The following is an 18,643-nucleotide window of genomic DNA, read 5'->3' as shown; positions in this document are numbered from 1 at the left end:
CAAACCTCAGAGTTTTTTCAGCATCACGACTTCACAATCAGTGTGTCCGGTGTTGCCCAGTGGCGCATCGAGCCGTTCAAAGCCCATCGACTCATACAGATGAATCGCTTCCTTCAGGCATGCTGTTGTTTCAAGGTAACAGGCGGTGTAGCCTTTTTCCCGGGCAAACTTCATGCCTTGGGCAGCCAGGCGCCTTGCAAAACCACGTCCACGCAATTCTGGGCGGAAATACATTTTCTGTAGCTCGCATATGCCTTTTTCGCCGGGCAAGGGCGCAATACCGCCGCCACCAAGAATTTTACCGTGTTGCTCAATCACCCAGTAGGCCGCATTGTCGGCTTTGTAATTTTCGCTCAGCACATCAAGCGTTGGATCTGAAACACCATAGCCTTTATCGGCTGTCAGGCCATACTCTTCCGACACGTTACGGATCACCGCAGCCATAGCGGCATTGTCAGCAGGCTCTAACCGGCGAAGGGTAAATCCTTTTTGGCGTTCGCTTTGTGCCATGGCGCGGTTATAGCGATGCAGCGAGCGGGACAGGGCTTCGATTTCATCAGTATCGAGCTGCTCAAGATACAGGGCGATTTGTTGGTTGATACCGTGGTGGTGTTCATCCAATCGCGCTTTTCCTGCATCAGACAGGGCATATTTCAGCTGGTTACTCTCGGTGTCAATGTGTGAAGTGATGTTGTCATTGTTGATCAGGATGGCAAGTGTGCGGTTGGCGTTGGCCACATCTATGTTCAACCGTTTAGCCAGTTCACTGGCACTCATTGTTTCCTGCTCCAGTTCGATCATCACGTGGCATTGCACGGTGGTAAGGCCTGCAGTGCCATAGATGTTATCCAACAAGCCACGATGGCGAAGAAGTTGGCGGACGAGGGATCTGATTTCAACCGGACCTGTAGGCATTGTGTCTCCATTTTATACTGAGTGTGCCACTTTCCTGCGTGGCTTACTGTTATTGGGTAAGCAGGCACGTGACACCTGAAATGAAAACAGGTCAGCCAAGGCTGCCCTGTTTCGTGAGGAATGCTGTGGGTGGTTATAGCATCATCGTATGGTGGTGGCATTGCATGTTCAAACGTGATTTATGCTGCCAGACCCGTTCGTGGACATAATACGCCATGGTATTGATGCATGGCTCAATCATTGCCATTACGCTGCCAATCAAGATATCACCGGTCAACAGGTATACGACACCGAATGCCACACTGAAGTGGACGATCGCAAAACTGACGGTTTTGCGGCCAGGATCGCTGGCAAAGGTGCGTTTCAGCCAGTTGCTTTCCCAGGCTTTTTCGTGGAAGAAAAATGCCACGGTATTGACCATAGGTTCGATCATGGCAATCAAGCTACCCAGTAGAATGTCGCCGGTCAACACGTACGCAACGGTAAAAGCAACGGTAAAGTGGATTGTTGCAAAGCTGATGGTCTTTTTCATAACGAATACCTCACTGGATGATGAATTCATTATTGTAAATAATTCTCATTTGTAAATGTGGTTTCTGTGAATCAATTTAATAGGTTTAAACTATTAAATTGACCGGGGTAGAAATACAAAAGGAGGAGAGGCAATGGGAACGAAAGGGAAGGCGATACGAGAGCGAGTAAAGCAGTACATACTGCTCAAGAAAAGAAAACGGCCCAAAGTAAGGGCCGTTCGTATCAATAAAACTCGCTATCCTCTTCGTTCTAAGCACCTTAAGTGATAGGTGTTATTCAAATGGGAGGCTTTTATTGAAATTGTTTATTGGAGCGATTGTTCTAATTTATCCAATTTACGGTTCAGCTCACCAAGCTGTAATCTAACCCCATAATAAATATCATAATTTTTCATTATACTGCTGTATGTTATATTATAATCACTAATGCATTCAGCAATTCTCTCTCCACACCTATGAGCCTCTTGGTTGATAGCTTTGATTTGTAACTCAAGCGTTGCAATTTTAGTGTTAATCTTATCTAAATCAGACTTAGGCACAGAAGAAGAAAACTGAATAGTCGGTGGGGTATGCAGTCTCATAATAAAATCCTTCAAATAATAATACGATGCGCATAAACACTATCAAACCCAATAGCGTCATACGTAGTTACAAAATCAGATTTTATCTGCCTATTTTTCAAGGCATTTGGCCCGCAAAGATAAGAAAACCGCATGATATTTCAACGCATTACACTAGATTAAGTGGCTGCATGTCATGCTCTTCACTTTCACGTAAATAGTCGATTGTGAGTCGAGTTCGGCGGTGCATTTGTGCTCATCTATGTTTGTTTTTTGGATATTCTGGAACCTTGCATAGAAAGGTTTTCCATAAATTCACGCATATTTTTATGTTTATTGAGGGTGAGGGGTTGCAAATCCGCTGTGGTGCCGAAAATCTAGTCATTTCAATGTCGTGGTCACTACTGGAAGCGAATTCGTTTTCCCCGTTCAAACTGAAGCGGAAATCAATAAGTTTCGTTTTACTGGAGTAGTGAATCTGAGGCACGTTTTAACGTGTATGACTGCGTGTAATGGAGACGGTATTTCGTTGGTTGGAAAAACAGGGTTAAACGCACCCAAGAGATAGGTCAAAAACACTGGGCATGGGGCGGTAAGCACTCCAGACGATGATACAGTATGTCACCAAAAAAACAGGCGTCATGCTCCCTGTCGTTAAGTCTGAGCAAAAAAGCTGATGGTTTCCCATCAGCTTCAGACTGCTGACAAAGCCCTGGCCATTTGGCTGGGGCTTTGATCTAATAAGGGATAAGCAAATCAATCATGGATGTGGTGACATGCTTAAAGACCCTGGCCCTCAGCAATATGAATTCGAGATGGTGACACTCGAACAGTTGGTTCCCAAAAACCATCTTGTTCGCAAAATCGATGCTGCCGTCGACTTTGAGTTTATCCGCGACGAAGTCGCCCATCTCTACTGCCACAACAATGGCCGTCCTGCGATAGACCCCGTTCGCCTGTTCAAAATCCTGCTCCTAGGCTTCCTCTTCGGTGTTAAAAGTGAACGCCAGCTCGTCAAAGATATCGAGGTCAACGTCGCTTACCGCTGGTTCCTTCGCATGTCGCTAACCGAAAAGGTGATTGATGCGTCCACCTTGAGCCAGAACCGCCGCCGTCGCTTCAACGATACCGACGTGTTCGAGCGCATCTTCATCCGCATCGTCGAGCAGGCGATGAACAAAGGCATGGTCGAGGGACGCGTCTTATTTACCGACAGCACTCACCTGAAAGCCAATGCCAACAAGCGTAAATACCGTAACGAACTGGTGAAACAAAACGTCAGTGCTTATGCCGAGCTGTTAGATGAAGCGGTTGACGCTGACCGTGCAGCAGAAGGAAAACGCCCACTCAAACCGAAAGATGGTCACATTGAGAAAAACACCAAAGTCAGCACCACCGACCCAGACAGCGGGTTCATGACACGGGACCAAAAACCACAGGGCTTCTTCTACCTTGACCATCGCACCGTCGACGGCAAACACGGCATCATCCTCGACACCCATGTCACGCCAGGCAATGTGAATGACGCCCAACCGTATATCGCCCGTCTGGATACCACGTTAGCGCGCTTTACGCTCTCGCCTGTTGCCGCCGGGCTTGATGCCGGTTACTTCACCGCGACTATCTGCCATGAACTGGAGCAGCGCCAAATCCTGCCGGTGATGGGATACCGCCGGCCGCACCGTACGAAGAATCCTATCAAGAAAAAGCACTTTCATTACGACAAAGAGACGGACCGCTATCTCTGTCCTCAGGGACAGGAGCTGGTTTACAAGACCACCAACCGTCAGGCATACCGCGAGTATCACTCTGACCCACAGATATGCAAAACCTGTCCGCTGCGCGATGATTGCACCAAGAGCAAGAATCACAAACGGGTGATAACCCGGCACCTGTTCGAGAAATCGGTAGAGAATGCCAATGCCTTGAGGCTGACAGCCTGGGGAAAGAAAGTGTACCGACGACGGGCAGAGACGGTGGAGCGAAGCTTCGCAGATGCCAAACAACATCATGGCCATCGCTATGCGAGGTTCCGTGGTCTGTTGAAAGTACAAATCCAATGCTGGTTGGCGGCAGCAGCGCAAAACATCAAGAAGATAGCCTTACTGGAGGCTTATCTTCGCAAAATCGGGCTCAATACACGGCAAATAGTCCAGATAGTGACGCAATTTAGCGTCTATGGGCTAAAAGCAGCCTGAACATAACAATATGGAAAAATAGCGCGATCGCGGCCTTCGGCCACTAACAAAAGAAAACCCCGCTTGAAAAAGCGGGGTTAGTCAGCAATCTGAAGCTGATGGTTTCCCATCAGCTTTTGAATCATTACCTTCATGGAGGAAATTACAGTGCAGCGATCACCGCTTTCTGTTCTTCCAGCTTGGTCAGGGTTTCTGCGTAACCTTCGAGTTTCGCACGCTCGGCTGCGACAACCGCTTCCGGTGCTTTGGCAACAAACCCCTGGTTGTTCAGCTTGCCTTCAACGCGTTTGATTTCGCCCTGAGTCTTGGCGATTTCTTTGTCCAGACGTGCCAGCTCAGCATCTTTGTCAATCAAGCCTGCCATTGGGATCATCAGGGTTGATTTACCCACCAGTGCGGTTGCACAAGCTGGGGTTTCTTCACCTGCTTCCAGAATGCGGATGCCTTCCAGTTTCGCCAGTGACATCAGTACTTGCTTGCTTGCTTCAACACGCGCCGCGTCTTTTTCATCAGCCGCTTTCAGCATCACATCCAGCGGTTTGCTTGGTGCGATGTCGTACTCGGCACGCAGGTTACGGATGGCGGTAATGAAACCTTTCACCCATTCGATGTCAGCCAGCGCAGCGTCGTTGAATTGCGCGTCATCATACTGTGGCAATGCCTGCAGCATAATGGTGTCGCCTTCCACGCCGTCTACCAGCGGCTTCACACTCTGCCAGATAGATTCCGTAATATATGGGATCACTGGATGTGCCAGACGCAGGGTCTTTTCAAGCACAGTGATCAGCGTGTGACGGGTCGCGCGCTGTTGTGCTTCCGTGCCTTTCCACAGCACCGGTTTGGTCAGCTCCAGATACCAGTCGCAGAATTGGTTCCAGATAAACTCGTACAGGGTGTTCGCTGCCATATCCAGACGGAAGTTCTCGATGTGGGCATTGAACTCTTTTGCTGCCAGCTGGAACTGGGATTCGATCCACTTGTCAGCCAGTGAGAATGCCATCTCGCCGCCCTGATCTTGTGACAGAGAGGTGCCGCAATCCTGGCCTTCAGTGTTCATCAGCACGTAACGGCTTGCGTTCCACAGCTTGTTACAGAAGTTACGGTAACCCTCAAGACGCTTCATGTCCCAGTTGATGTCACGGCCCGTAGACGCCATGGCTGCCAGGGTGAAACGCAGCGCGTCAGTACCGTACGCTTCGATACCGTTTTCGAAGGTCTTACGGGTGTTCTTTTCGATCTTGGCGGCCAGTTGAGGCTGCATCATGTTACCGGTACGTTTTTCTACCAGTGATTCCAGATCGATACCGTCAATCATGTCGATAGGGTCAAGTACGTTACCCTTGGACTTCGACATCTTGTCGCCGTTTTCATCACGGATAAGGCCGGTAACGTAGACGGTCTTGAATGGCACCTGTGGTTTGCCATCTTCATCTTTGATGAAGTGCATGGTCATCATGATCATGCGCGCCACCCAGAAGAAGATGATGTCAAAACCGGTCACCAGCACATCGGTCGGGTGGAAGGTTTTCAGTTCTGGGGTTTGTTGTGGCCAGCCCAGTGTTCCGAATGTCCATAGTGCAGATGAGAACCAGGTATCCAGTACGTCTTCGTCCTGACGGAGGACAACGACGGGTGCCAGACCGTGTTTCTCACGGATTTCTTCTTCATTGCGGCCAACGTAGACGTTGCCGTCGTTGTCGTACCATGCAGGAATGCGGTGGCCCCACCACAACTGACGGGAAATACACCAGTCCTGGATGTCACGCATCCACGCGAAGTACATGTTTTCGTACTGTTTAGGTACGAACTGAATGTCACCATTTTCAACCGCTTCAACCGCAGGTTTTGCCAGGGTTGCTGTACGCACGTACCATTGGTCGGTCAGCATTGGCTCGATCACCACGCCGCCACGGTCGCCGTATGGCACGGTCAGATCGTGATCTTTGATCTCATCCAGCAGGCCCAGCTCTTCGAATTCCGCCACGATCGCTTTACGTGCAGCGAAACGCTCCATGCCACGGTATTTTTCTGGTAATTCGCTGCTGTATACATCGCTTGGTTCACCATTGGTGGTGAACACTTCCGCCGCATCACGGATGTCAGCGTTGAAGGTCAGGATGTTGATCATTGGCAGCTGGTGGCGTTTACCCACTTCGTAGTCATTGAAGTCGTGCGCAGGGGTGATCTTCACACAGCCTGTACCTTTCTCCATGTCTGCGTGCTCGTCGCCTACGATAGGAATGCGGCGGTTGACGATAGGCAGGATGATCTCTTTGCCAATCAGATCTTTATAGCGTGGATCTTCAGGGTTAACCGCTACGCCGGTATCACCCAGCATGGTTTCTGGACGGGTGGTTGCTACCACGATGTAGTCTTTGCCGTCAGCGGTTTTCACACCGTCAGCCAGTGGGTAGCGGAAGTGCCACATGTGGCCTTTCACGTCTTTGTTTTCCACTTCCAGATCGGAAATGGCTGTGTGCAGTTTCGGGTCCCAGTTAACCAGACGCTTACCACGGTAGATAAGGTCGTCTTCGTACAGGCGTACAAACACTTCCTGAACGGCTGCGTAAAAACCATCATCCATGGTGAAGCGCTCACGATCCCAGTCTACTGACGCACCCAGACGGCGCAGCTGTTTGGTGATCGTGCCACCGGATTCGTTTTTCCACTCCCAAATCTTGTCGATGAAGGCATCACGGCCGTAGTCGTGCTTGGTCTTGCCTTCTTCTGCCGCGATTTTGCGCTCAACAACCATTTGAGTCGCGATACCGGCGTGGTCAGTACCAACCTGCCACAGGGTGTTTTTGCCCTTCATGCGCTCGCAGCGGATCAGGGTGTCCATGATGGTATCCTGGAACGCATGGCCCATGTGCAGGCTGCCCGTGACGTTGGGTGGTGGGATCATAATGCTGTAGGCAGCTTTCGATGTGTCACCGTGAGGCTTGAAGTAGCCGGCCTCTTCCCAGCGCTGGTACAGCGCTTTTTCGATTGATGTTGGGTTGTATGTCTTTTCCATAGCGCTCTTGATGGACTGATTTAATGGGACATTTCTTCAATGGCGAGAGTGCGCATTTGGCGCCCCGCCATGCGGTAAATTTTGTAGCGTTCCCGAGCCTGTTGCTTGAGAGCGTCTTCGCAAGGCACGAAGTCTACCACTTGTGCAAAGGAAGGCGCAAAAGTTGCTGCTTCTTGCGCCAGATTTATCAGCACATGCCGGTGGCCGGAATGACGTACGCCAGGCCAGCCAATTTCAACCTGTGCTCCCCCCCGGGGGCCTTCGCCAACCAGATTATGCGGAACAAAACCCTCTGCAGGTTGTTGCCATAATGCTTCATCAATGGCTTCTGCCTGGGATTTATCTGCCGCAGTGATAAACACTTTCATACCCTGTTGGCAAAAAAGGGCAGACAACTGACAGACTTTTTCCAACATCCGCAGGGAAGGGGTGTGGTGCGATTCATCCAGTAGGTAGAAGGTCGCCATGCCTGTCATTGGTTTTTCCTCTTGTGCCGTTTGGTGTGGCGGTATTTTGCTCGGTTCAGTGTGCGTTGTGTTGTCGGTTGACGCAACAAAAAGCCAGCAATAAAAAAGGAGGCCGAGGCCTCCTTCTCTCTATGTGCAGGTTTATTCTGCAACTTCAAGGCCGGAGCGGTTCAACAGGAACTGGACCAGCAATGGAACAGGACGGCCTGTTGCCCCTTTATTCTGACCGCCTTTGAAAGAGGTGCCGGCCACATCCAGGTGTGCCCAATTGTACTTCTTGGCAAAGCGTGACAGGAAGCAGCCTGCGGTAATAGTGCCGCCACCCGGGCCACCGATATTTGCCATATCTGCAAATGGGCTCTTCAGCTGTTCTTGATACTCTTCGGTCATTGGCAAGCGCCATGCGCGGTCGCCAGCTTGTTCAGACGCATTCACGATTTCATGTGCCAGTGGGTTGTGGTTAGAAATCAAACCGCTGATATGGTGGCTGAGTGCCACGATACACGCACCAGTGAGAGTCGCCACATCAATCACACATTCCGGCTCGTAACGCTCGACATAGGTCAGGGCATCACACAATACCAGACGGCCTTCTGCGTCTGTGTTCAGCACTTCAACCGTCTGGCCAGACATGGTGGTCAAAATATCTCCGGGGCGGTACGCGTGGCCATCGGGCATGTTTTCACACCCTGCCAATACGCCCACCACGTTGATCGGCAAGTCGAGTTTTGCCAGTGCTTTCATGGCACCGAACACCGCCGCTGCGCCGCACATGTCGTATTTCATTTCGTCCATGTTGGCAGCCGGTTTCAGCGAAATACCGCCAGCGTCAAACGTCAGGCCTTTACCGACCAGAACAATCGGTTTTGCGTCTGGGTCTGGATGGCCTTTGTATTCCATGATAGACATCATGGATTCGTTTTTAGATCCCTGACCAACGGCAAGGTATGAGGTCATACCCAGCTCTTTCATTTCCTGCTCACCAATGATCTTGGTGCTGATTTTCTCGAAATCATCTGCCAGACGGCGAGCCTGAGAAGCCAGATAGGCAGGGTTTGCCACGTTAGGCGGCATATTACCGAGATCTTTACAGGCGTTTACGCCAGATGCCACAGCCAGGCCATGTGTGATAGCGCGTTCACCCAGATTCAGTTCACGGCGGGTCGGTACGTTGAACACCAGTTTGCGAAGTGGACGGCGTGTTTCTGGTTTTACACTCTTGAATTGGTTGAAGGTGTAGAGTGTGTCTTTGGTGCTTTCAACCGCCTGACGCACTTTCCAGTAGGTATCACGACCTTTAACGTGCAATTCGGTCAGGAAACACACCGCTTCCATTGAACCGGTTTCGTTCAGGGTGTTAATGGTGTTTTTGATGATTTCTTTGTATTGGCGCTCACCCAGCTCACGCTCTTTACCGCAACCGACCAGAAGCACACGCTCAGACAATACATTAGGAACGTGATGCAACAGCAGCATCTGGCCAGGCTTGCCTTCGAGGTCCCCACGGCGCAGCAGGCTACTGATGTAACCGTCGCTGATCTTGTCCAGTTGCTCTGCAACCGGTGACAGGCGGCGTGGTTCAAATACACCGACAACGATACATGCACTGCGCTGTTTCTCGGGGCTCCCGCTTTTTACACTGAACTCCATGCGTACTCCTACATCCTAAAGACAAGTGGGGCTAAATGTTGGATAATGCCCGCTTTATCGGAACTCGAAACACTGTTCGAGGTAAATTTCATTAAGCAGGTCAACACTTGGCCGAAAGATTAAAAAACAACTAATTTACCGAAAAACTATAGCGATTCGAGTAAAAAAACAAGTTTTCTAAAGGTAAAACGCCGTGATTATTGTTCGGTATTTGATCCGAGAAACAGTGAAAACACAACTTGCGGTGCTTTTTGTGCTGTTTCTGGTCTTTTTTAGCCAAAAATTTATCCGGGTGCTGGCGAATGCGACAGATGGCTCAATTCCGGGCGGTGATGTGTTAACCCTGGTGGGGTTGTATATGCCTTCAATGGGCATGTTGATGCTGCCACTCAGTCTATATATCGGCATTTTGATTACTTTCGGCCGTCTGTACGCAGAGAGTGAAATCACCGTGATGAATGCAACGGGAATAGGAAACAAATTCCTGATCCGTGCGGCGCTATATCTGGCAATCATTACCGGCAGTGTCGCGGCGTTTAACGCGTTATGGCTGACACCTTGGGCTAACGACAAAGAAGTCAAAGTGATGGAAAGTTTGGAAGCCGACACCGGGTTGGAACTTTTGGTCCAGGGAAAAATCCAGACCACGCCGGATGGGCAGGCGGTAGTGTATGTCAATGATATTACTGGCGATGGTAAGGATTTGCACAAAATTTTTATTGCCCAGCCAGTTCCCCGTGGCACTTTGCGCCCGAATGTTGTGGTGGCTGAGAAAGGCTTTATTTCTGAGTTGCCAGATGGTCGTCAGGTGCTGGATCTGAACAACGGTATCCGTTACGAAGGTGTGCCGACCCTGCTCGACTATACCGTTACGGATTATGAAAATTATCAGGTGCTGATTGGTCAGCGAGAAGTTCGCCAGAAAAACCGGGATTGGGATGCGATGCCAACCCAAGTACTTATCCATGAACCTTCTCCCCGCGCACAGGCAGAGTTGCAGTGGCGTATTTCTCTGGTGCTTTGTATTCCACTGATGACCATGATCGTGGTACCGCTTTCAGCCGTGAACCCCCGCCAGGGGCGGTTTGCCAAGCTTTTCCCGGCTGTTTTGATTTACCTGGCTTACTTCCTTTCTATCAGCGCGGCGAAATCGGCGGTTGAAGAAGGGAAACTGGCGCCAGAAATTGGCCTTTGGAGTGTTAATTTGATGGCATTGCTGGTTGCCCTGATGCTCATCAGCTGGGATAGCTTGCCTGTGCGTAAAATGAGATACCGTTTGAGGAGAGCGGCCTGATGTTCAAGATCCTCGACATTTATATCGGCCGCACCATTATTGCCACCACATCACTGTGTCTGGCAACACTGGTAGGGCTCTCTGCCATCATCAAGTTTGTGGAACAGCTTCGTTCGGTGGGTGAGGGTACCTTTACCATGATGACCGCGGTGCAATATGTGCTTTTGAGCATGCCCCGTGATATTGAGATGTTCTTCCCGATGGCGGTGCTCCTTGGGGCATTAATTGGTCTGGGTACCCTGGCCTCAAGCTCGGAACTGGTGGTCATGCAGGCAGCAGGTTTCTCCAAGCTGGATATAGGCCTTTCTGTACTGAAAACAGCAATGCCGCTGATGTTAGTCGTCTTGGCGCTGGGTCAATGGGGGGCGCCGGATGCGCAAAAAGCGGCACGTGAACTGCGTGCATTTGCGAAATCCGGTGGCAATGTCATGTCTGTCAGACGTGGCGTCTGGGCAAAAGATGGCCGTGACTTCATTTATATTGCTCGGACTGACCAGCAAGAATCGTTGATTGGTGTGAACATCTGGAAGTTTGATGACACCCAGACGCTGAAAGCCCAAGTGTTTGCCGAACAGGCAAGGTATTTGGATAAAGATAGCTGGATGTTGGAAAACGTCACCGTCACCCACTTTGATGGTCCGGTGAAAATCAATGAAACTAACGAGAAACAACTGGCCTGGAAGACCACGCTGACGCCTGAAAAACTCTCTATCGTCACGGTGAAACCGGAAGAGCTTTCCCTCAGTGGCGTATACAGTTATGTGGATTACCTGAAAGCGTCGGAGCAGGATGCTTCCCGCTATGAATTGGCGTTGTGGCGTAAAGTGCTTCAGCCGCTCTCTATCGGTGTCATGATGCTGTTGGCATTGAGCTTTGTTTTTGGCCCACTTCGTTCTGTGACGATGGGGGCGAGGGTGCTGTCTGGGGTGATTTTCGGCTTTGCCTTCTATATTTCCAATGAAGTGTTCGGCCCGATGACCCTGGTCTACAACCTGCCACCATTTGTAGGTGCTATTGCGCCTAGCTTGGCTTTTATCGGAGTGACGCTTTACCTGTTGAATAGAAAGCTTTAGCGCTTTACATAAAAAAGAAGAGGGAGCCAATGTGCTCCCTCTTTTTATACTTAGTCTTGAACTACTTCGTTTTCACTGTCTCGATTTTAATCACCTGACTGTTTGAGAAGTGATCCTGAAACGCCCGGTTATTCCTGTCAAACAATGCCAACAGGTTACCGATGCCAAGGCAAGATGTCGTCATGCGGATCAGTGCCTGGGTAAACGTGATATTGCCTCCAAACTCACTGACGACTTTGAGTTTCCATGCCCTCATGCCAACAGTCTGGCCAGCCCGGGTCCAGAAATAACCATAGAAGCCCGCTGCAATTGCAAAGACATAGATAGTGAAGAAGGGACTGATTGCAGGGTCTCGGGTGAGGTAGTCGCTGACATCTGCATACCCTTCAATAGAAAGACCCAGATGTACTGCAATTGCAACTGCACCAACAACCAGCGCAATGGCCAGCATCTCAACAGCGATAAGTACGAGAAAATCATAAAGCCAAGCGCCAAAGCGTCTGAAAAAGCTGGCGCCCTTAGGTACGCTGTATTGTGGGGAGGAGTGAGCCATTGTGTTGTCCTAGAAATGAGTACTTTGTGTAGTTTACCAGCCTTACAGACCGTGTTGAATGCGTAAAAACAGGCCAGATAGTACGTGTTTATAGCAGTGTGGCGAAAAAAGAAACGATTAGAAGGGTTTTGTGAATTAGACGCTTGCTTCGGTACGTTGCTTGCGTATAATTGCTCGCACTTGCCCGGGTGGCGAAATTGGTAGACGCAGCGGATTCAAAATCCGCCGGTGGTGACACTGTGCCGGTTCAAGTCCGGCCCCGGGCACCAATTTCCAGAAAGCCCCAGTCGAAAGACTGGGGCTTTTTTCGTTTTAGGTCTTTGCGTATCCCCCTAAAACTCCCTCTTTGTTACGATCTTTCCTTCTAAGCCTTATTTATTGAAGCGTTAACTTATCGCTCTTATCCTTCCGTTGTCTTCAATATGAAAACTCCCCATGACTATTGGATTCTTTGAAGCGAACTTGGAGAGTATCAGCAACTTCTTGCTGGGGGGTAAAGTGTGCTTCATTTCATTTTTCTTAGTATATCTGAGCTGAATATTGATGGATAACTATTCATCTCTGTATTTTTTGATGGATTTATAACCGTTTGATTCGATTTTTCGAAATTATTTGTTTTTGGCTATTGCCAATGAAAGTGAACGCCCTATAATGCGCCGCATCGACACGGCAAGCGGCTAATAAAGCAAGTAAGTCGGTCAGCGTTCTTTAACAATTTGACCTATGCAATCTGTGTGGGCACTCGTCATTGATAGACAAAAGATTTATCGATGAAACTGAGTGACCAAAACGAAAGCTCTTCGGGGTTATCGGCACAGTCAATTTATACAGTATTTCATCGAGCCGCCTTTGTTCACTTTTTCAAAGTGAGGAAGGGCAGAAAAGATTCTAATTGAAGAGTTTGATCATGGCTCAGATTGAACGCTGGCGGCAGGCCTAACACATGCAAGTCGAGCGGCAGCGACAATAAAGATTCTTCGGATGATTTATTGGGCGGCGAGCGGCGGACGGGTGAGTAAAGGCTGGGAACCTGCCCTGACGAGGGGGATAACCACTGGAAACGGTGGCTAATACCGCATAATGTCTTCGGACCAAAGAGGGGGACCTTCGGGCCTCTCGCGTCAGGATGGGCCCAGTTGGGATTAGCTGGTTGGTGAGGTAAAGGCTCACCAAGGCGACGATCCCTAGCTGGTTTGAGAGGATGATCAGCCACACTGGAACTGAGACACGGTCCAGACTCCTACGGGAGGCAGCAGTGGGGAATATTGCACAATGGGCGCAAGCCTGATGCAGCCATGCCGCGTGTGTGAAGAAGGCCTTCGGGTTGTAAAGCACTTTCAGCCGTGAGGAAGGTTACGTAGTTAATAGCTGCGTAATTTGACGTTAGCGGCAGAAGAAGCACCGGCTAACTCCGTGCCAGCAGCCGCGGTAATACGGAGGGTGCGAGCGTTAATCGGAATTACTGGGCGTAAAGCGCATGCAGGCGGTCTGTTAAGCAAGATGTGAAAGCCCCGGGCTTAACCTGGGAGTGGCATTTTGAACTGGCAGGCTAGAGTCTTGTAGAGGGGGGTAGAATTTCAGGTGTAGCGGTGAAATGCGTAGAGATCTGAAGGAATACCGGTGGCGAAGGCGGCCCCCTGGACAAAGACTGACGCTCAGATGCGAAAGCGTGGGGAGCAAACAGGATTAGATACCCTGGTAGTCCACGCTGTAAACGATGTCTACTTGGAGGCTGTTGTCTAGAACAGTGGCTTTCGGAGCTAACGCGTTAAGTAGACCGCCTGGGGAGTACGGTCGCAAGATTAAAACTCAAATGAATTGACGGGGGCCCGCACAAGCGGTGGAGCATGTGGTTTAATTCGATGCAACGCGAAGAACCTTACCTACTCTTGACATCCAGAGAACTTTCCAGAGATGGATTGGTGCCTTCGGGAGCTCTGAGACAGGTGCTGCATGGCTGTCGTCAGCTCGTGTTGTGAAATGTTGGGTTAAGTCCCGCAACGAGCGCAACCCTTATCCTTGTTTGCCAGCACTTCGGGTGGGAACTCCAGGGAGACTGCCGGTGATAAACCGGAGGAAGGTGGGGACGACGTCAAGTCATCATGGCCCTTACGAGTAGGGCTACACACGTGCTACAATGGTGCATACAGAGGGCAGCGAGACCGCGAGGTGGAGCGAATCCCAGAAAGTGCATCGTAGTCCGGATTGGAGTCTGCAACTCGACTCCATGAAGTCGGAATCGCTAGTAATCGTGGATCAGAATGCCACGGTGAATACGTTCCCGGGCCTTGTACACACCGCCCGTCACACCATGGGAGTGGGCTGCACCAGAAGTAGATAGCTTAACCTTCGGGAGGGCGTTTACCACGGTGTGGTTCATGACTGGGGTGAAGTCGTAACAAGGTAGCCCTAGGGGAACCTGGGGCTGGATCACCTCCTTAACGAAGCTATGAATGCGAGTGTTCACACAGATTGTATAGGTTGAAAAAGTAAAGAGTGGTTTGGTATCCCAATACCAGACATTGTGTTTTTCGGTATGATGTCGCTTCTCGCAAGCTCGTCACTCCACTAACACAACGTTAGCGAAACATGTTTCGCTGACAAACGTTGTGTCCCATTCGTCTAGAGGCCTAGGACACCGCCCTTTCACGGCGGTAACAGGGGTTCGACTCCCCTATGGGACGCCATTGGGTCGTTAGCTCAGTTGGTAGAGCAGTTGACTTTTAATCAATTGGTCGCAGGTTCGAATCCTGCACGACCCACCATCTTCCCCACAGAGGATGTAAAACGCAGTTTGGGTTTTGCCTTTTCAAAGGTGAAAACAAACAATGTGGGCGATTAGCTCAGTTGGGAGAGCACCTCCCTTACAAGGAGGGGGTCACTGGTTCGAGCCCGGTATCGCCCACCACTTTTCCTTTATGCTGCGTTGAAGGTTTTCTCGTTTAGCGAGCTAAACGTCGGAATACTTCGCCTTGCCGAAAGGAAAAGGTCATTTGATGGGGCTATAGCTCAGCTGGGAGAGCGCTTGATTTGCATTCAAGAGGTCTGCGGTTCGATCCCGCATAGCTCCACCACTCTTTAAGTGTTCTTGCGAGAATATTTAAAAAGTGGTTTTAACATCACTTTGCTCTTTAAAAATCTGGAAAGCTGACTAAACAACTTTGTTTCGAAAGAGATAAAGCTTGTTTGTAAAAGTTCTCAAATGTTAACTCTTAAGAGTTAACACCAAACACATTCAAGTGTTCTTGGAATTTGAGTCCGGCGAAATCGTCATCGAACGATGACAAACCTTGGTTGTTTAAAGCTACGAAACCTCTTGGGGTTGTAGGGTTAAGTGACTAAGCGTACACGGTGGATGCCTAGGCAGTCAGAGGCGAAGAAGGACGTGCTAACCTGCGATAAGCCGAGAGAAGACGGTAAGAGTCACGATACTCTCGGATTTCCGAATGGGGAAACCCACTGGCATAAGCCAGTATCATTAACTGAATCCATAGGTTAATGAGGCGAACTCGGGGAACTGAAACATCTAAGTACCCGAAGGAAAAGAAATCAATTGAGATTCCGGCAGTAGCGGCGAGCGACCCCGGACCAGCCCTTAAGCTGATTGTGCGTTAGTGGAAGCCTCTGGAAAGTGGCGCGATACAGGGTGATAGCCCCGTACACGACAACGCACAGTGAGTGAAAACGAGTAAGACGGGACACGTGTTATCTTGTCTGAAGATGGGGGGACCATCCTCCAAGGCTAAATACTCCTGACTGACCGATAGTGAACCAGTACCGTGAGGGAAAGGCGAAAAGAACCCCTGTGAGGGGAGTGAAATAGAACCTGAAACCGTGTACGTACAAGCAGTGGGAGCCCCATCACTAAGTTACTGAGACTTAGTGGTCCAGGTACCTTACTTGAAAGGCGGTTAACAACGCGACGCGTTGGTCAACCTCCCCAATCAAGCAGAGGTGGCTTAGTGATGGGGTGACTGCGTACCTTTTGTATAATGGGTCAGCGACTTACGTTATGTAGCAAGGTTAACCGTATAGGGGAGCCGTAGGGAAACCGAGTCTTAACTGGGCGTTCAGTTGCATGACGTAGACCCGAAACCGGGTGATCTAGCCATGGGCAGGTTGAAGATTGAGTAACATCAATTGGAGGACCGAACCGACTAATGTTGAAAAATTAGCGGATGACTTGTGGCTAGGGGTGAAAGGCCAATCAAACCCGGAGATAGCTGGTTCTCCCCGAAAGCTATTTAGGTAGCGCCTCGGACGAATACTACTGGGGGTAGAGCACTGTTAAGGCTAGGGGGTCATCCCGACTTACCAACCCTTTGCAAACTCCGAATACCAGTAAGTAGTATCCGGGAGACACACGGCGGGTGCTAACGTCCGTCGTGGAGAGGGAAACAACCCAGACCGCCAGCTAAGGTCCCCAAGTTATCGCTAAGTGGGAAACGATGTGGGAAGGCTCAGACAGCCAGGATGTTGGCTTAGAAGCAGCCATCATTTAAAGAAAGCGTAATAGCTCACTGGTCGAGTCGGCCTGCGCGGAAGATGTAACGGGGCTAAGCGATACACCGAAGCTGCGGCAGTGTGTTTAGGCACATTGGGTAGGGGAGCGTTCTGTAAGCGGTTGAAGGTGTGCTGTAAGGCATGCTGGACGTATCAGAAGTGCGAATGCTGACATGAGTAACGATAAAGGGGGTGAAAAACCTCCTCGCCGGAAGACCAAGGGTTCCTGTCCAACGTTAATCGGGGCAGGGTAAGTCGGCCCCTAAGGCGAGGCCGAAAGGCGTAGTCGATGGGAAACGGGTTAATATTCCCGTACTGCTGATAACTGCGATGGGGGGACGGAGAAGGCTAGGTGGGCCAGGCGACGGTTGTCCTGGTTCAAGTGCGTAGGTGGGCGAGTTAGGCAAATCCGGCTTGCTATACACTGAGACACGATGTCGAGCTACTACGGTAGTGAAGTCATTGATGCCCTGCTTCCGGGAAAAGCCTCTAAGCTTCAGGTTATCAGTAACCGTACCCCAAACCGACACAGGTGGTCGGGTAGAGAATACCAAGGCGCTTGAGAGAACTCGGGTGAAGGAACTAGGCAAAATGGTACCGTAACTTCGGGAGAAGGTACGCTGCCCGCGGTGAAGTCCCTGGCGGATGGAGCTATGGGCAGTCGCAGATACCAGGTGGCTGCAACTGTTTATTAAAAACATAGCACTGTGCAAACTCGAAAGAGGACGTATACGGTGTGACGCCTGCCCGGTGCTGGAAGGTTAATTGATGGGGTTATCCTTAGGGAGAAGCTCTTGATCGAAGCCCCAGTAAACGGCGGCCGTAACTATAACGGTCCTAAGGTAGCGAAATTCCTTGTCGGGTAAGTTCCGACCTGCACGAATGGCGTAATGATGGCCACGCTGTCTCCACCCGAGACTCAGTGAAATTGAAATCGCAGTGAAGATGCTGTGTACCCGCGGCTAGACGGAAAGACCCCGTGAACCTTTACTACAGCTTGGCACTGAACATTGAGCCTACATGTGTAGGATAGGTGGGAGGCTAAGAAGCGGTGACGCCAGTTGCCGTGGAGCCATCCTTGAAATACCACCCTTGTATGTTTGATGTTCTAACTTGGCCCCATAATCTGGGGTGAGGACAGTGTCTGGTGGGTAGTTTGACTGGGGCGGTCTCCTCCCAAAGCGTAACGGAGGAGCACGAAGGTGGGCTAATCACGGTCGGACATCGTGAGGTTAGTGCAATGGCAAAAGCCCGCTTGACTGCGAGAATGACGGTTCGAGCAGGTGCGAAAGCAGGTCATAGTGATCCGGTGGTTCTGAATGGAAGGGCCATCGCTCAACGGATAAAAGGTACTCCGGGGATAACAGGCTGATACCGCCCAAGAGTTCATATCGACGGCGGTGTTTGGCACCTCGATGTCGGCTCATCACATCCTGGGGCTGAAGTCGGTCCCAAGGGTATGGCTGTTCGCCATTTAAAGTGGTACGCGAGCTGGGTTTAGAACGTCGTGAGACAGTTCGGTCCCTATCTGCCGTGGGCGTTGGAGAATTGAGAGGGGCTGCTCCTAGTACGAGAGGACCGGAGTGGACGAACCTCTGGTGTTCGGGTTGTCACGCCAGTGGCATTGCCCGGTAGCTAAGTTCGGAATTGATAACCGCTGAAAGCATCTAAGCGGGAAGCGAGCCTCGAGATGAGTTCTCCCTGATACTTAAAGTATCCTGAAGGGTTGTTGGAGACGACGACGTAGATAGGCAGGGTGTGTAAGCGCTGTGAGGCGTTGAGCTAACCTGTACTAATTGCCCGAGAGGCTTAACCCTACAACACCCAAGGGGTTTTGGCGGACTCAAACAGAACATTGAATGTGTTGAGAACAGACAGCTT

At 50.4% G+C, this 18,643-nt stretch carries 10 protein-coding genes, 5 tRNA genes and 2 rRNA genes; 10 read left to right on the top strand and 7 right to left on the bottom strand.

The genetic code is table 11. The annotated features are described in order from the left end of the window. Positions 1–6: 6 nt before the first annotated feature. From AC6IB1_RS14640 to AC6IB1_RS14630, 3 genes are all read right to left on the bottom strand, one after another. A complete protein-coding gene (locus AC6IB1_RS14640; protein ID WP_497567255.1) occupies positions 7–915 on the bottom strand; it encodes a bifunctional helix-turn-helix transcriptional regulator/GNAT family N-acetyltransferase in 909 nt (302 codons plus the stop codon). A 133-nt stretch (positions 916–1,048) separates the two neighbouring features. Continuing rightward, entirely contained in the window at positions 1,049–1,447 is a 399-nt protein-coding gene (locus AC6IB1_RS14635) for a DUF2061 domain-containing protein (protein WP_497567254.1), read from the bottom strand. Positions 1,448–1,753: 306 nt separating this feature from the next. After that, entirely contained in the window at positions 1,754–2,029 is a 276-nt protein-coding gene (locus tag AC6IB1_RS14630; RefSeq protein ID WP_497567253.1) for a hypothetical protein, read from the bottom strand. A gap of 755 nt (positions 2,030–2,784) precedes the next feature. Here AC6IB1_RS14630 and AC6IB1_RS14625 point away from each other — a divergent pair. Further along, positions 2,785–4,206 carry an IS1182 family transposase gene (locus tag AC6IB1_RS14625; RefSeq protein ID WP_497567189.1) on the top strand — a complete coding sequence of 474 codons (1,422 nt, stop codon included), beginning with the start codon at positions 2,785–2,787 and terminating at the stop codon, positions 4,204–4,206. 142 nt (positions 4,207–4,348) lie between these two features. Here AC6IB1_RS14625 and AC6IB1_RS14620 read toward each other — a convergent pair whose 3' ends face one another. The 3 genes from AC6IB1_RS14620 to pepA form a co-directional block, all read right to left on the bottom strand. Then, positions 4,349–7,222: a valine--tRNA ligase gene (locus AC6IB1_RS14620; protein ID WP_497567252.1), complete on the bottom strand. Its 2,874-nt coding sequence runs from the start codon at positions 7,220–7,222 to the stop codon at positions 4,349–4,351. A 20-nt stretch (positions 7,223–7,242) separates the two neighbouring features. Next, on the bottom strand, positions 7,243–7,698 hold the full coding sequence (locus AC6IB1_RS14615) for a DNA polymerase III subunit chi (protein ID WP_497567251.1): 456 nt from the start codon (positions 7,696–7,698) through the stop codon (positions 7,243–7,245). 132 nt (positions 7,699–7,830) lie between these two features. Continuing rightward, the gene (gene pepA, locus AC6IB1_RS14610; protein WP_497567250.1) at positions 7,831–9,339 is read right to left on the bottom strand and encodes a leucyl aminopeptidase; all 1,509 of its coding nucleotides are present in this window, start codon (positions 9,337–9,339) and stop codon (positions 7,831–7,833) included. A 193-nt stretch (positions 9,340–9,532) separates the two neighbouring features. Between pepA and lptF the strand changes: the two genes are divergently transcribed. Together lptF and lptG are read left to right on the top strand one after the other, a co-directional pair. Beyond that, positions 9,533–10,633, top strand: a complete 1,101-nt coding sequence (lptF, locus tag AC6IB1_RS14605; RefSeq protein WP_497567249.1) for an LPS export ABC transporter permease LptF — start codon at positions 9,533–9,535, stop codon at positions 10,631–10,633. Then, positions 10,633–11,706, top strand: coding sequence for an LPS export ABC transporter permease LptG (gene lptG, locus AC6IB1_RS14600; protein ID WP_497567248.1), 1,074 nt, complete (start codon positions 10,633–10,635; stop codon positions 11,704–11,706). The genes lptF and lptG overlap by 1 nt, the downstream gene beginning before the upstream one ends. A 61-nt stretch (positions 11,707–11,767) precedes the next feature. On the opposite strand, the gene AC6IB1_RS14595 is transcribed toward lptG, so the two are convergent. Continuing rightward, positions 11,768–12,259, bottom strand: a complete 492-nt coding sequence (locus tag AC6IB1_RS14595) for an RDD family protein (protein WP_497567247.1) — start codon at positions 12,257–12,259, stop codon at positions 11,768–11,770. A gap of 182 nt (positions 12,260–12,441) precedes the next feature. Here AC6IB1_RS14595 and AC6IB1_RS14590 point away from each other — a divergent pair. From AC6IB1_RS14590 to AC6IB1_RS14560, 7 genes are all read left to right on the top strand, one after another. Beyond that, positions 12,442–12,528, top strand: a tRNA-Leu gene (locus AC6IB1_RS14590). Positions 12,529–13,148: 620 nt separating this feature from the next. Further along, a 16S ribosomal RNA gene (locus tag AC6IB1_RS14585) occupies positions 13,149–14,700 on the top strand. 170 nt (positions 14,701–14,870) lie between these two features. Continuing rightward, a tRNA-Glu gene (locus AC6IB1_RS14580) sits at positions 14,871–14,946 on the top strand. 2 nt (positions 14,947–14,948) lie between these two features. Further along, positions 14,949–15,024: transfer RNA gene (locus AC6IB1_RS14575), tRNA-Lys, on the top strand. Between the two features lie 67 nt (positions 15,025–15,091). Next, positions 15,092–15,167, top strand: a tRNA-Val gene (locus AC6IB1_RS14570). Between the two features lie 90 nt (positions 15,168–15,257). After that, positions 15,258–15,333 (top strand) — tRNA-Ala (locus tag AC6IB1_RS14565). A gap of 254 nt (positions 15,334–15,587) precedes the next feature. Next, a 23S ribosomal RNA gene (locus AC6IB1_RS14560) occupies positions 15,588–18,579 on the top strand. The 16S and 23S rRNA genes sit together here with 4 tRNA genes alongside, the layout of an rRNA operon. Positions 18,580–18,643: the final 64 nt, after the last annotated feature.

The sequence above is a fragment of the Grimontia sp. THUN1695 genome, from assembly GCF_059704325.2.
The sequence above is the reverse complement of the archived record's forward strand: the minus strand, read 5'-3'. Positions and strand labels throughout refer to the sequence as shown.

Excerpts from the sequence above, each read along its gene's own strand:
- AC6IB1_RS14620 (WP_497567252.1), bottom strand. The coding sequence starts at position 7,222 with ATGGAAAAGACATACAACCCAACATCAATCGAAAAAGCGCTGTACCAG.
- AC6IB1_RS14615 (WP_497567251.1), bottom strand. The coding sequence starts at position 7,698 with ATGACAGGCATGGCGACCTTCTACCTACTGGATGAATCGCACCACACC.
- AC6IB1_RS14625 (WP_497567189.1), top strand. The coding sequence starts at position 2,785 with ATGCTTAAAGACCCTGGCCCTCAGCAATATGAATTCGAGATGGTGACA.
- AC6IB1_RS14630 (WP_497567253.1), bottom strand. The coding sequence starts at position 2,029 with ATGAGACTGCATACCCCACCGACTATTCAGTTTTCTTCTTCTGTGCCT.
- pepA (WP_497567250.1), bottom strand. The coding sequence starts at position 9,339 with ATGGAGTTCAGTGTAAAAAGCGGGAGCCCCGAGAAACAGCGCAGTGCA.
- AC6IB1_RS14635 (WP_497567254.1), bottom strand. The coding sequence starts at position 1,447 with ATGAAAAAGACCATCAGCTTTGCAACAATCCACTTTACCGTTGCTTTT.
- AC6IB1_RS14640 (WP_497567255.1), bottom strand. The coding sequence starts at position 915 with ATGCCTACAGGTCCGGTTGAAATCAGATCCCTCGTCCGCCAACTTCTT.
- AC6IB1_RS14595 (WP_497567247.1), bottom strand. The coding sequence starts at position 12,259 with ATGGCTCACTCCTCCCCACAATACAGCGTACCTAAGGGCGCCAGCTTT.
- lptG (WP_497567248.1), top strand. The coding sequence starts at position 10,633 with ATGTTCAAGATCCTCGACATTTATATCGGCCGCACCATTATTGCCACC.